This window comes from Pseudomonas sp. KNUC1026 (assembly GCF_021650705.1).
Classification (GTDB): domain Bacteria; phylum Pseudomonadota; class Gammaproteobacteria; order Pseudomonadales; family Pseudomonadaceae; genus Aquipseudomonas.
Window position 1 is genome coordinate 3,965,097 of record NZ_CP087138.1, and the last position, 13,542, is coordinate 3,978,638.

The 13,542-nt window shown below is 57.1% G+C and carries 15 protein-coding genes; 6 read left to right on the forward strand and 9 right to left on the reverse strand.

The genetic code is table 11. The features are described from left to right. Positions 1-40: 40 nt before the first annotated feature. Complete coding sequence (locus LN139_RS18685; RefSeq protein ID WP_236355571.1) at positions 41-721, forward strand: OmpW/AlkL family protein; 681 nt, start codon at positions 41-43, stop codon at positions 719-721. A 22-nt stretch (positions 722-743) separates the two neighbouring features. On the opposite strand, the gene LN139_RS18690 is transcribed toward LN139_RS18685, so the two are convergent. Next, on the reverse strand, positions 744-1,673 hold the full coding sequence (locus LN139_RS18690) for an NAD-dependent epimerase/dehydratase family protein (protein ID WP_236355572.1): 930 nt from the start codon (positions 1,671-1,673) through the stop codon (positions 744-746). Next, complete coding sequence (locus LN139_RS18695; protein ID WP_236355573.1) at positions 1,666-2,550, reverse strand: sugar nucleotide-binding protein; 885 nt, start codon at positions 2,548-2,550, stop codon at positions 1,666-1,668. Before LN139_RS18695 ends, LN139_RS18690 begins: the two co-directional genes overlap by 8 nt. A 120-nt stretch (positions 2,551-2,670) precedes the next feature. Between LN139_RS18695 and LN139_RS18700 the strand changes: the two genes are divergently transcribed. Continuing rightward, positions 2,671-3,345 carry a ribonuclease T2 family protein gene (locus tag LN139_RS18700; RefSeq protein WP_442964339.1) on the forward strand — a complete coding sequence of 225 codons (675 nt, stop codon included), beginning with the start codon at positions 2,671-2,673 and terminating at the stop codon, positions 3,343-3,345. Here LN139_RS18700 and LN139_RS18705 read toward each other — a convergent pair whose 3' ends face one another. Next, positions 3,346-4,359, reverse strand: coding sequence for a zinc-dependent alcohol dehydrogenase family protein (locus LN139_RS18705; protein WP_236355575.1), 1,014 nt, complete (start codon positions 4,357-4,359; stop codon positions 3,346-3,348). 67 nt (positions 4,360-4,426) lie between these two features. Continuing rightward, entirely contained in the window at positions 4,427-4,882 is a 456-nt protein-coding gene (locus tag LN139_RS18710; RefSeq protein WP_236355576.1) for a hypothetical protein, read from the reverse strand. Here LN139_RS18710 and LN139_RS18715 point away from each other — a divergent pair. Continuing rightward, the gene (locus LN139_RS18715; protein ID WP_236355577.1) at positions 4,881-5,114 is read left to right on the forward strand and encodes a hypothetical protein; all 234 of its coding nucleotides are present in this window, start codon (positions 4,881-4,883) and stop codon (positions 5,112-5,114) included. The two genes, LN139_RS18710 and LN139_RS18715, sit on opposite strands and share 2 nt — an antisense overlap. Before the next feature lie 275 nt (positions 5,115-5,389). On the opposite strand, the gene LN139_RS24960 is transcribed toward LN139_RS18715, so the two are convergent. Together LN139_RS24960 and LN139_RS18720 are read right to left on the reverse strand one after the other, a co-directional pair. After that, complete coding sequence (locus LN139_RS24960; RefSeq protein WP_268944771.1) at positions 5,390-5,551, reverse strand: type II toxin-antitoxin system CcdA family antitoxin; 162 nt, start codon at positions 5,549-5,551, stop codon at positions 5,390-5,392. Between the two features lie 224 nt (positions 5,552-5,775). Then, positions 5,776-6,195 carry a helix-turn-helix domain-containing protein gene (locus tag LN139_RS18720; protein WP_236360511.1) on the reverse strand — a complete coding sequence of 140 codons (420 nt, stop codon included), beginning with the start codon at positions 6,193-6,195 and terminating at the stop codon, positions 5,776-5,778. 185 nt (positions 6,196-6,380) lie between these two features. Here LN139_RS18720 and LN139_RS18725 point away from each other — a divergent pair, with 185 nt between their 5' ends. From LN139_RS18725 to LN139_RS25835, 3 genes are all read left to right on the forward strand, one after another. Beyond that, entirely contained in the window at positions 6,381-7,124 is a 744-nt protein-coding gene (locus LN139_RS18725; protein ID WP_236355578.1) for a metallophosphoesterase, read from the forward strand. Between the two features lie 363 nt (positions 7,125-7,487). Further along, the gene (locus LN139_RS18730) at positions 7,488-7,913 is read left to right on the forward strand and encodes a hypothetical protein (protein WP_236355579.1); all 426 of its coding nucleotides are present in this window, start codon (positions 7,488-7,490) and stop codon (positions 7,911-7,913) included. Further along, positions 7,822-8,181, forward strand: coding sequence for an HAD family hydrolase (locus LN139_RS25835; RefSeq protein ID WP_442964340.1), 360 nt, complete (start codon positions 7,822-7,824; stop codon positions 8,179-8,181). The genes LN139_RS18730 and LN139_RS25835 overlap by 92 nt, the downstream gene beginning before the upstream one ends. A gap of 163 nt (positions 8,182-8,344) precedes the next feature. On the opposite strand, the gene LN139_RS18735 is transcribed toward LN139_RS25835, so the two are convergent. From LN139_RS18735 to LN139_RS18745, 3 genes are all read right to left on the reverse strand, one after another. Next, on the reverse strand, positions 8,345-9,061 hold the full coding sequence (locus LN139_RS18735) for a M48 family metallopeptidase (protein ID WP_236355580.1): 717 nt from the start codon (positions 9,059-9,061) through the stop codon (positions 8,345-8,347). Then, positions 9,051-12,158 (reverse strand): type I restriction endonuclease subunit R, encoded by a 3,108-nt coding sequence (locus LN139_RS18740; RefSeq protein ID WP_236355581.1) that lies wholly within the window; start codon positions 12,156-12,158, stop codon positions 9,051-9,053. The genes LN139_RS18735 and LN139_RS18740 overlap by 11 nt, the downstream gene beginning before the upstream one ends. 172 nt (positions 12,159-12,330) lie before the next feature. Further along, positions 12,331-13,539, reverse strand: coding sequence for a restriction endonuclease subunit S (locus LN139_RS18745; protein ID WP_236355582.1), 1,209 nt, complete (start codon positions 13,537-13,539; stop codon positions 12,331-12,333). Positions 13,540-13,542 lie beyond the last annotated feature (3 nt).

Here is a 13,542-nt window from a genome sequence, read left to right on the forward strand (position 1 = left end):
ATCATGGCTTCAGAACTTTTTGAATGCCTAAGGAGCACCCATGAAAACCGCGCTGCTCGGCGCCTCTCTGGCCGCACTGGCCATGGCCCTGCCTTCCCTCGCCCAAGCCCACCAGGCGGGTGATTTCATCGTCCGCGCTGGCGCCGCCACCGTGGCGCCCAACGAAGGCAGCGGCAACCTGCGTGTAGACGGCGTCAGCGTCGGCAGCACAAAGGCCACTCTGGATAGCGACACCCAGCTGGGCCTTGCCTTCGCCTACATGCTCGACGACCACTTTGCCGTAGAACTGCTGGCTGCCACTCCGTTCAACCACAGCGTGGGCGTGAAAGGTGCGGGTCTGGACGGCAAGCTGGCCGATATCGAGCAACTGCCGCCGACTCTGTCGCTGCAGTACTACCCGCTGGCGCCGACTTCGAAGTTCCAGCCTTACGCAGGTATCGGCATCAACTACACGCTGTTCTTCGATGAAGATCTCACCAGCGAGCGCAAGGCGCAGGGTTTCAGCAACCTGAAGATGCAGAACTCTGTGGGCCTGGCTGGCCAGCTGGGCTTCGATTACCAGCTCACCGACCACGTGATGTTCAACGCCTCGGTCTGGTACGTCGACATCGATACCAAGGGCACCGTGGACGGCCCGACCGCGCTGGGCGCCAGCAAAACCAAGGTCGATGTGGATGTCGACCCATGGGTTTACATGGTAGGCCTGGGCTACAAGTTCTAAGCCGCCAACGCTGCCGGCGGAGCTACTCCGCCAGCAGCTTGCGCAAACCTTCCACCAACGGCGTGGGCGCCGCGACATCGAAGCGCTCCAGCAGCCGTTGGTTATTCGCCCGCGAATGGCGAATGTCCCCCGCCCGCGCCGGCTGGTAGCTGATCGCAGGCATCGCACCTACCACTTCCCCGAGCGCCGCCAGCAACCCGTTGAGCGAAGTGGCCTCGTTCAGCCCCACATTCACCGCCCCCTCCTCTACCTGCTCGGATTCGAGCGCCTGCACCAGCAGCTTCACCAGGTCTTCGACGTAGAAGAAGTCGCGCGTTTGCTCGCCGTCGCCGAACACGCTGATGGGCACACCGGCCAGGGCGCGCTGGGCGAAGATGCTGATCACCCCGGAATAGGGCGAGGAAGGGTCCTGGCGCGGGCCGTAGATATTGAAGAAGCGAAAGATCACCGGCTCCAGGCCATGCTGGCGCTGGTAGAACTCCAGGTATTGCTCGCTGGCGAGCTTGTCGCTGGCATAGGGCGTCAGCGGTGCCTTGGGCGTGCTCTCCAGCACCTCGGCGCCTTCACCGTTGTTGCCGTACACCGCAGCGCTGGACGCGAACAACACCCGACGAATGCCGGCGAGCCGCATCGCTTCGCACAGGTTCAAGGTGCCGATGAAATTGCTCTGGTGGGTTTTGACCGGGTCGTCCACCGATGCCTGTACCGAGGCCACAGCTGCCAGGTGAACCACCGCACGGCAACCCTGTGCCGCAGCGGCCACAGCCTGGGCATCGGCGACGTCGGCCACGACCAGTTCCAGCGCCGGGTTGGCCAGCGGCAGATTGCTGCGCTTGCCGGTCGAGAGGTCATCCAGCACGCGCACCGGGTAGCCCGCGGCCAACAGCGCGTCGGCCAGGTGCGAACCAATGAAGCCGGCGCCGCCGGTGATCAGGACAGGGGCGTCAGCCATGGCGAAAGTAACGTTCCAGCAGGGCCGGGAGGCCGGCGCGCCAGGCGCGGGGCTTGATCCCGAAAGTATGAAGGATCTTCTTGCACGCCAGCACCGCGTGCTGGGGCTCTTCGAAGGCATCGGGCAACGCGGCATGGGACTGCGGGCTGATCTGCTCGGCGGCCAGTGAATGCAGCGCCGCCGCTTCGCCGAGAATCGCCTGGCCCAGCGCCAGCGCCGTAGTGGCTTCGTTGCCGGCGTAGTGATAAGTGCCCCACAACGGCGCTTCGCAATCGAGCTGTTTGAGCACAGACAGGATTACCCGAGCGGCATCGTCTACAGGTGTGGGGTTGCCGCGGCGGTCATCGGCCAGTTGAACCGTCTGGGCGCGGATGACCTGATCGAGAAAGCGGCCCATGATGCCGTCTCGACTTTCATCGAGCAGCCAGCCGAAGCGCAGCATCACATGCTGTGGGCAGATCGCCCGCACGCTTTGCTCGATCCGCCACAACGCCTGGCCGCGCAGGCCCAGCGGCAAGGGTTCGTCCTTCTCGCTGTAGGCTGTGGCGCGCGCGCCATCGAACACGCGATAACTGGAAGGCTGCACCAGCACCACGCCATGGTGCGTGCACAGCTCCGCCAACCGCTCCACTGCCCGCTCCTGTTTTGCCAGCCGCAGCGCGTCGATACCGCCTGCCTGGAACCAGTCGAAGTAGTACGCCAGGTTGACCACCACGTCCGGGCGGTTCTCATCGAGCAGTTGGGTAAGGCTTGGGGCGTCCCAGCCGGCCTCGGGCGGGCGCGGGGCGAGGAAGTTGATGTCTTCTTCGGCCCCTTGGCGGATCAGAGCTTGCCCCAGGGCGTTGCCGCCGCCCAGGAGCATCAGGCGCATTCGCATTGGTTCAGCGGGTCCGGTAACGGTTGAGCGAGTTCATGGTGCCCACGCTTGGAATAAAGCGGCCATTTTGCGGGTTTTGGGGGCGTTAGTCACCCCATGACGTAAGGGCAGCAACACGCTATGGTGCGCACCCGCCCCTTTTCCGGAAGCCACCTGCATGGCAAACCCTTTGCGCAACCTGCTGATGCTCATCCTGCTGGCCAGCACCCCATTGGCTTCAGTTCGTGCCGAAGGCACACCGGGGTGTTCGACTTCTACGTGCTGAGCCTGTCGTGGTCGCCCAGCTATTGCCTGAGCAAGCCGCAGGATATTCAGTGCCAAGGCAAAGGCTACGGCTTCGTATTGCACGGGCTTTGGCCGCAGTACGCCAACAATGGCTGGCCGCAATTCTGTGAACCCTTCGTGCCGCTAAGCGCGGCAGAGCGAGCAAAAGGCATGACGCTGTTCCCTTCGCCCGCACTGATGGCCCACGAATGGAAAAAACACGGCACCTGCAGTGGCCTGGGCGCTCAGGGTTACCTGGACGCCTCGGATAAAGCGTTGGCAGCTGTGGTTATACCGGCGCCACTTGAGCCTTCCGACAACGCCCAACGGCTGGGCGCTCGCCAGATCAAGGCACTGTTTCGAGAACGCAACCCGGCCATCCCGGAAGATGGCCTGGCGGTGTACTGCGCGCGGGGGCAACTGAGCGAAGTGCGGGTGTGCCTGGGTAAAGACCTGCAGCCCACCTCCTGCGGCGCAGCACTCAGAGGGCAGTGCAAGCAGAATGACCTGCTGATCCCCGGCGTGCGCTGATTACCACTCCACGCTGATCTTGCCGAAGTGGCCGCCCGCCTCCTGCAGGCGGAACGCCTCGGCCAGGCCATCCAGCGGGAAGCTGCGGTCGATCACCGGGCGCACCGCGCTCAGCTCCAGCGCCTTCACATACTCTTGCTGCTGCAAGCGCGTGCCCACGATCAGCCCCTGCAGGCGCACTTGTTTGGCCATCAACAGCGCGGTGGGGACGTCGCCCTGGCGGCCGGTCAGCACGCCGATCAGCGAGATATGGCCGCCTACCCTCACAGCGCGTATCGACTGGCCCAACGTACCTGGGCCACCCAGTTCGATGACGTGGTCTACGCCTTTGCCTTGAGTGAGTTCGCGTACCTGCTCGGACCACTCCGGGTGTTCGCGGTAATTGATGGTGGCGTCGGCGCCCAACTGCCGAGCACGCTCAAGCTTGTCGTTGGAGGAAGAGGTCACGATCACCCGCGCGCCCATCAATTTGCCGATCTGCAATGCTGCGATCGACACTCCGCCGGTGCCCAGGGTAAGAATGGTGTCGCCGGCCTTGAGTTGGCCATCGCCCACCAGGGCCCGCCATGCCGTCAGCCCGGCGGTTGTGATGGTCGCCGCCTCGGCATGGCTCCAACCACGGGGCGCCAGGGTAAACGCCTGGGTATCGCGCACTACGTACTGGCAGGCGAAGCCATCGATGCCGTCACCGGGCGTATGGCCGAAATGGCCAACTGCGGCGAATGCGGGGCCGGATAGCCAGTGAGGGAAGAACGTCGACACCACGTGGTCGCCTGGCTTGAATTCGCTCACCCCCTCGCCGACAGCCTCGACGACACCAGCGCCATCGGACAGCAGCAGGCGGCCATCCTCAGTCGGGATGCCACCATTGGCCACCAGCAGGTCGTGGAAATTCAGCGAGCTTGCGTGTATCCGCACACGCACCTGGCCCTTGCCGGGCTGGCCTGGGTCAGGCAGGTCGCGCAGTTCGATATTGTCCAGCCCACCAGGGGCCTTGAGCACCATCGCCTTCATGAAAAACGCTCCACACCGATCAGAATGGCTGATCAGTGTAGAGCGTATTGGCGACGCGTGAGGCGAGTCAGTTTTGCGGGCGTTGCTTGGTACCGTCGAGCTCTGCCTTCTTGCCAGTGCTGATCTCGGTGATCTGCGCAGATTTGGCGATGGCGAAATCGAAGGTGTCCTGCATCTTGGCAATCGCCTCGGTCGCGGTGCCTTTCAAGCCGCCGTTGGCTGCCCAGTCGAAGTTCCAACCGCCCGAAAGGTTATCGGCGCCGGCCACATCATGGGTTTCGATGGCAGTGAATACATCCGGGTGGGTGACCATGTAGTTGGCTGCGGCCTTCACGTCCGCCGGCGCGCTGTTGCTGATGGCCAACTGCTTGAGCTCATCGGCGGTGATAGCACCCTTGCCTTTCTGGCGCATGTAGTCCGCGATGGTCTTGCTGGACTTGGCAATGTCCAGGCGGCTGTCGAATGCGTTGCCGGTATTGCTCGGCGATGAGCCGTTATTGCTGGTGGGCGAGACGTTGGTCATGGCGGCTTCCCTGAGAGGTGAGGATGGCACCTTCACGATGTGCCATGACCGTGACACTACCATGAAGGAATTCGGGAAAAGCCTGCGCTTTCACAGCAATTCACAACGCGTTGAAGATTTCACGACGTTTCACGGTGGAATGAAAAACCCCGGCGCGGGGGCCGGGGTTCGATGCAGCGCACGTTTCAATCAGAACGGTAATGACTACCAAAAACTCAAAAAAACCCAGTGAGTGAGTGAGTGAAAACCAATTTATAAGAGGCCTACAGACGCATACCCAGCAATACACCAAGAAGAATCGTAAATTTTTTTGTAAGGAATCATCGGTTTTTGGCCCAAAAACTTTACAAAAACGAAACGGTCAATGAGCAGGATACCGTTCGTCGGACTTCAAGGTGCCTCATCGCCGGCCTTGAGAAAGCAAACCATCACGAGGATGGGCCTCCCAAGTGGTCGACGGCTACGATGCAGATGCCCGAAACACACCATGGTCTGGCTGGCCAGATCTCAAAAGCTGCTCAGACCGTCGCTGAAGACCCCATCCTCCTCGCAGCGCTCGTTGTAGCGCTCAATAGCCCTCCGGTTCTCAACCAGCCATTCATGACACGCTGACTGCCCTACATCGTCTGAACCCTTTTCACAGGGCTGAGGATCGTCACCATAAGACATAAACCATCTCCGATATCATCACACGGCCCATGAATAGCTGACACTGCCTAGGCATTGCAAAGCCCATAGATCAAAGTCCGGGGACGTCTGTGAGGATCGACGTCTCGATAGCGCGCTCGGGGAGCTTGCAGAAGCGCTAGAAGCGCACCTGGCATTAGATGCCGAACAATGTAAAGACGAGCTCAGCGCTCAGGACATGCGATCAACACTCATGGGGTGGACATCTACTGCCAGTATCGACTGACAGTCGTCCTTGCGACTCTCAGGAAACGGACGGCTTCAGCCTTTGTCATGCCCTGTCCTTGGCACTCTTGCACCTTTTGTTTAAGTTCATCCGTGCGCTTGGCGCGCACCCCGCCAATCAAATCGTCACTTGCTGGGATCGGAAGCGTGACGATACCGTCCGCGATCAATGCATCCAGGAAGAGAGCTTCATGGCGCTGAGTCACACGTGGATCAGATCCGGCTTCTGCTGCCTGAGCTAGCAGCAAGAGAGTGCTCGGACTCACCTGCAAAACAGTTGAGATCGCCGCTAGGCTGCGCAGCGATAGCGACTTGCGACCTTGCTCGACGGAGATCAAGAACCGTCGCTCCAAGACGTCGGCAAACGCTTCAAGGCTAAGCCCTCGCTGAACGCGCAACATACGAATCGCGCGCCCGAGCCCTTGGTGGATATCAGACAATTCTAGCGCTCGCAAAAGCGAGCATATGGCCACACCCCGATGACCATGCACGATGACTTATAGATCACTATAGGATACACTCCGTCAGCCGAACCGCCTCACCCAAGGCTCCAAGCCACGAATCAATATATAGCTAAATACTCTTTATGAACCTCCACGTCCTGTCCGACCTTCATGTCGAATTTGAAGAGTTTTCACCATCGGTACCGCCTGAAACAGATGTGGTGATTCTTGCTGGGGACATCTATACAAAGGCACGCGCAGCCCGCTGGGCGAAGGTAAATTTCCCACCGGGGACACCAGTCATCTTGATCGCAGGGAACCACGACAGCTACCAGACATCCTTGCAAAGTGCCCACCGCCATCTGCGAGCAGATGCAGGGGATGAAGTCCATTTCCTGGAAAACGAGGCCTTTGAGCATCAAGGCGTCAGATTCCTGGGATGTACGTGTTGGACTGATTTCAACTCTACAGGGGCGCAGGCCATAGCAATGCTGAAGGCGCAGGCCACGATGAACGACTACCGATTTATACGGTACGAACCCAGATATCGGAGGCTGCTACCCAACGACACTAGAGCCATCGCAGAAGCATCTAAGGAGTGGCTTTTAGAAGAGGTGCGGAAGCCCTATTCCGGAAAAACAGTCGTAGTTACCCATATGCCCCCTCTGATGCAGTTCTTCCCTGCTGATCACCGTCCTGGCGATCTCGATGCGGCTTACGCAAACCACTGGCCAGAGTTTCTTGATTGCAAAATCGACTTATGGGTATTTGGACACACTCACCACTCAGTCGATGAAGCAATTGGGGGCATCCGGTTCGTTTCTAATGCCCGAGGGTATCCACAAGAACTGACTGGCTTTCGACCTAGCCTGCTAATAACCATCTAGCCCCCAAATGGTATTGCTCTCCACTTACGCAGAGTGGACAAACTCGCCTTAAAATTTACCTTAGAAAATACTTAATGAAACTTCCACGCATTGTCTATGAGGCCCAGCAATTCCAGTACCCAGTCCCTATCACTGGTTATCTGGTCAACGCTCAACTACAGAGTGACGATTTAATATTTGCCTACATTTTCTGCGACACAAAGTCCCGCTTCGAAGACGGGGCACTTATATCGACCTCTTCGGTTACCGAAATCAGCGTAGACCTCCCCCGACACGTCGCCCATACAAGAACTGGAAGTCACTACGTGATTTGCAACTATTACTTCCCTCACGGATTTTCTGATACAGGGCGTAGCGTCTCAATTGGATTCAGGGACATTTGCTCGCTTCAAAAACACTGAGCTTGGTGATTTTATGAAAATTTCGGGAGTTGTTTTCGATGCTTTCGGCACTTTGATTGATGTCAAAAAGCGCACAAACCCATTCCTACAACTGCTGAAGCACGGCAGGCGACAAGGGCGTAAATATAGGGGTGGCGACACACAGATCATCATGACCCAAGACTTGGATCTAACCGAGGCAGCACTGAGTTTAGAGATCAGAATAGGTTACTTGGGCCTGCAGCGCCTTGAGCGCCTCCTGGAGGAGGAGCTCGATAGCATGACGCTCTTTCCTGATGCGTTGGAGGCGATCAGACATGCTGAGAGAGGCCGGTATTCGGATCGCAATATGCTCCAATCTCGCCAGCGTGTATGGGCCTCCGGTGCAACAGTTGCTGCCAGGCCTTGATGCCTTCGGGTTCAGCTACCAGATCGGCGCGACCAAACCCAGCCCCGTTATGTACATGGAAACTTGTAAATTGCTTGGAGTCGCGCCGGGAGAGCTTTTAACAACAGGGGAGCGGGTTCTGATGATCGGTGACTCACGACCATTCGATAGGGATGGAGCTAGGGCGAACGGAATAAGCGGCTTTTGGATCAACCGCCGGGATGGAGGAGATTTCTCGAATCTGGTCGATTTTGCAGAGATGGTCGTGGCCAACGTAAACGCCCCGTAGCCACCAAATACAGAGCAGGTAAATGATCTTGGACACTGCGCTTCTGATTATTTTCAAAGCCACTCATGATACGACCCGAAGCCAAAGTCGAAAAATCTATCGAGATACGAGTAACATTGACCCCTTACTGCACTCAACCTGAGAAATATTCTTCAGTTTTTTCCTAAAAGTCCGCCAATACGGATCCGTTCAGCGCGTCACGCAACATTCGCCATTGCGGTAGATACTGATCAAGCAGCCCGGTAAACCGATCGTTGTGATGACGCTCCAGCAAATGCGTCAGCTCGTGCACAAGGATGTACTCCAGGCATTGCACTGGCTTTTTCGCAAGTTCCAGATTCAGCCAAATGCGCCGCGTTTCGATGGTGCACGTACCCCATTTGGTTTTCATGCGCTTGATTCCATAAGCGCTAACCGTAACACCTAGGACTGGCTGCCACTTGTCCAATAGCTCTGGCACTAGCTTTTTTAGTTCTGAGCGATAAAAGGCATGGAGAATTTTCTGCTTTTCCTCTGGCGTCGTGTTAGGGCGCACAGTCAAAAGCATAGAAGCCTTCCCTCTGAGCGTCAGCTTGGGCATGCCGCACTCCTCTATTACCCTGAGCCGATACCGCTGCCCTAGAAAATAATGGCTCTCGCCGCTAACCATACGCCTCTGGGACTGCCGGGGCTGAGCCTGAAACTTCGCACGCTGGCGCTTGATCCAGGCCAGTTTGCCTACCACCGCCAGGCGTACAGCTTCGTCATCTACTGCTAACGGCGCGGCCACGCGTACGCGCCCTTGTGGCGGATAAACGCCCAAGTGCAGATTCTTGATCGGCTTACGCACGACCTCAACGGTCAAACCGCTGACCGTAATATTGCGGGACTTAATACTCATTCTGATGCTTTACCAGTTCCAGCACGGCTTCCAGCCGCTCGTTGTCCTGCCCCGCCGAGTAGCTGCTCTGAGATTCGGCTGCGTCTTTGCGCCACTGATCCAGCACGTTTTTGATCGCCAGGCGCACGCGTTTGATCTTCATCGCATTGCCTCGCCAGTCGTCCTGCCGGCTGTCCAGCACAGCCGCGTCCACTGCTAGGGCTAGACCTGCATCATGTCCGAGGTTGTCATACAGATGCTTTCGCGCATTGCTATTGATCGAGCGAGGATAGCTGTTGGCGCTGGTGGGATTCTTCGCCTGCTTGGTCAGCTCCACCACCTCTGCCAGGTATTGCTGGTAGCTAATTGCATCCTCCTTACGCTTGGCGATTAACGCACCGAGCAGAGAGGACATGGTTTCGTAATACTTCGGGTTGATCGGCGACTCGTCAATGATCAACTTGCGCACGTTGTTCTCAATGGTCTCGGCCACGGCTTCCTGGCTTTGTCGAATACCTTTGGGTAGAACGTCAATTGCATCAACGCCACGCTCTACAATCAGCTGGATCAGCGACATATCGTCGAAGGCGGAGATCTTCTCGCTGTCATCGGCGCGGATGTAAGTGTCGATCAAGAAGCGCATGTCCGGCTCGTAAGCCTTGAGGTCGATGTAGTCACCGCTGGCCAGCTTCACCTCGTCTCGTACTTTGGTGAAGTGATCAACCTCATCCTTGATCTCGCGGATTTCCCTAACGCTATAGCCGGCCTCTTCCAGCTCATTCGCCAAATTACCGTAGCTGCGAATCAGCGCCGAGGTCATCTTGTACAGGTTCAGCCGCTTCGGCTCGTTGGCCTTGAGTACCTCGGCGTTACCTGAATCGGCGCCGCAGAAGAAGCGAATGTAGGCAGGCGTGTCCTTAGGCTTCTCCACCGGTTCGCACAGGGCCTTGATCGCCTCGCGGGCTTCCTCCAGGTCTTCCTGGGCCTTGCTCAGCCGATCTTCCAGCAGGCCTGCCACATCGGCTTTGTCGTAGCCGTCCAGTGCACCGCTGGTGTAATCGCCGATGGCGCCTTCCAACTGCTTGAACAAGTCCTTGTAGTCGACAATGTAGCCGTACTGCTTGTCTTCACCATCCAGGCGATTGACCCGGCAGATAGCTTGGAACAATCCATGGTCACGCATCTGCTTGTCGATGTAGAGGTAGGTCGCTGAAGGCGCATCAAAGCCTGTCAGCAGCTTGTCCACCACTATGAGCAGGCGCATCTGCCCTGGCTCCTTGATGAAGCGCTGCTTCACCTCCTTCTCGAAGGTTTCCGGGTCTTTGTCACCCAGCATCTGGTTGTAGATTTCGTACTGGCGCAGCTTCTCTGTCAGCCCCTCTCCAGTGGCTTCGCCCTTTATATCCGCTAGCGAAGGCTTGTAGCTGGTGACGATGGCGCACTTGTCGCCCATCCCAGCCTTACAGAACAACTCATAGCATTTGCATGCCTCGAAGATGCTGCTGGTCACCAGCATGGCATTACCCCGGCCATCGGCCAGGCGGTGCTTGGTGGCCATATCCAGCAGTATATCGGCGACGATTTTCTCCAGCCGCGACTGGCTCGACAGCACTTTCTGCATGGTGCCCCAGCGCTGCTTTAGCTGGGCCTTGGCTAGGCTGTTCAGGCCCTTGGTCTTGGCCTCAAACCACTGATCTATCTTCTGCTGCGAGGTGATGTTCTGGTCGATGTCGCGGGCTTCATAGCGTAGGTCAAGTACCACGCCATCTGCCACGGCTTCATTGAATTTGTAGGTGTGGATGTAGCGGCCAAACACCTCGATGCTCTTCTGCTTGTCTGCCTTCAACAGAGGCGTGCCGGTGAAGCCGATAAATACGGCATTGGGCAGGATGACCTTCATCGCTTTGTGTAGCTCACCGGACTGGGTGCGGTGGCACTCGTCGACGAATACATAGAGGTCGCCCTTGGCGTGGAAGTCCGGCGGCAGGCTCTTGCGCAGCTCCTCCACAAAGTCTTCTATATCCGCATCCTCGCGGGTGCCGAACTTGTGGATCAGCGAGCACGGTAGCCAGGGCAATGGCTGGTTGAGCTTGTCGATCAGATCGGCACCGCTGGTGGTACGCACGATCTGCTCGTTGACGCCGGTAAACACCTTCTCGATCTGTTCATCCAGCTCGGTGCGGTCGGTGATGATCAGCACCCGTGAGTCCTTGATATTTTCCCGAATCCACTTGGTGAGCCAAACCATGGTAAGGGACTTACCCGAACCCTGGGTGTGCCAGATGATCCCACCCTCGCGTCGACGCAGATAGCGCTGAGCCTCGCGGATGCCAAAGTACTGGTTGTGCCGGCAGAGCTTTTTGACCCCGCTGTCGAACACTATGTAGTCGTGGATCAGCTCCAAAAAGCGCGTCTTGTTGCACAGTTGAAGCAGATGCCGATCCAGCAGATTGTAGGATGCGGCGCCCTCCTCGCTTTCTTCCTTCCAGGTCAGGTAATACTTCTCGCCAGTCTGGATAGTGCCGTAGCGCAGGCCCTGGGTATCGTTGCCGGCCATCACGTACTGCATGGTAGAGAAGAACGGTTGAATAAATTCGGTCTTCTGATTATCCAGATTCTGGCGGATGCCGTGATTGACCGCCTTCACCGAGCGTTTGAGTTCTAGCACACCAAGGGCGATGCCATTCACATAGAGCACGATATCCGGGCGCTTGGTATGGGCCTTGGCATCGGCGCCCTTGATAGTGACTTCCTCGGCGATGGCGAAGTGGTTCTTGTCAGCCTGCTTCCAGTCGATCAGCCAGACGGTCTGGGTGTTTTCACCCACCTCAGGCTTGATCTTCACCCCATAGCGCAGCAGCTCGTAAACTGCTCTGTTGCGGTCATACAGGCCCTTGCTGGCATCGTTGGCGACCCGGTTTAGTTCGAAGATGGCCCGGCTGGCAAGATTAGCTTCAGTGCCCTGCTCAAGTAGCCAGCCACGAAGCAGTTCCGCCTCGATATTGGCGTTGTTCTGGCGTTCGGCCCAGTCGCCGAGGTGCTCATAGCCCAGCGCCTGGTGAAACAGTTTGGCCACGCGTTGCTGAGTCTTTTTTTCGATCTGGCCGACTGAGTTCATCGGTGCACTTCCTTCTGCAAATTAATGCCTATTCAGTCAGCAAGCCACGGAAGCCACTGACTCCATGGGCGATCCTGAGCTATTTGGTTAACGGCCACAGCTCCAAGAATGGGAGCCATGGAGGTGGCAACCATTAGTCCTTTAGCGAACTGGTTCAGCATCCCTGCACCCTCTATCCAACAAGCCGAATGCGACCGGTTAGGAGTTCCTGCATCATGCCCTGCTTGAGTTGGCGGGCTTTGTCGCAGCGGGCTTCGAGAGCAGCGAGTTCGGTGTCCATATCCGAGAGAATGGTGGCGATGGCAGCTTGCTCTTCGATTGGCGGTAGCTTGATTAAAGTTGAACTTACGAGGCCGGTGTTGAGGTTCATTTGCGAACCAGTTTGCCCATGCTTCGACCAGCCCGGCTCAATCCATTTGAGTACGTAGTAAATGAAACACTTGTCTGCTTGAAGATTGTCGAACACGACAAATCCGTCGTGGATACAAACATCAATTTTCGTGATTACAGGGCGGCCAACCGTTGCACATATGCTCATGATGAGACTGCCATTTTCAACAGGACGACTGTGAGCAACTCCAGCAGATGAAAGTCGCTGCGTTGTTGACTCCAGATACATGCCTGAACTGGTCACGTCCGAAATCCTTACCCAGCCTACGGTTGAACCTTTATCGAACCACTGTGGACTATCAATAGGACGCGGTGATGCACCGCGTTGGATCTTTGCCACCTCTCCTAAGCGCTTTGCCTCCCACTCCCCACTAAGCCCCGGCAGGCGGCGCTGGCCGGTGAGGAGCAGTTGCATGGTGGCTTGCTGGATGTCGTGCTTTTTGACGATCAGTTGATCCAGACTGCTGATTAAGGTGTCTATGCCCGACATTGCTGATGCAATATACTTCTGCTCTTCTAGTGGCGGAAGAGGGATGGCCAGAACTTTAAAGTACGGAAGACCAATTGTTTTGATGGTGTTTCCGTTAGCGATTCGTTCAAACTCGGGCTTCTTAGATTGGAGCCAGTAATACAGAAAATGGTTGTCCAGTCGCTGGCCGCAAGTCCAGGCCATGAAGTGCTGACTGACAGCCATATCAGCAGCCATAATTGCGCTTTTCCCTACCCCGGCATCTCGGCTGAGCACTACCGTGCCTTTCTGATGCATAACAGCAGAAGAATTCTTGATACCTTCAACCGTTATCGTTGCCGAAGTTTCCTCAATGTAAACTGAATCGAGTCGAGCTGAGTCCTGAAGAGAAATCCACTTGATAGGGCCGCCCCAGTATTCAGGGTGCTTCTTATCCGGTGTATGGCCACTTCCACGCTTGGCTATGGAGTCTAGTAATACCTCCTCCCAATCGTGTCTTGTGACGTCTGCCTCCGTAGGCATGCT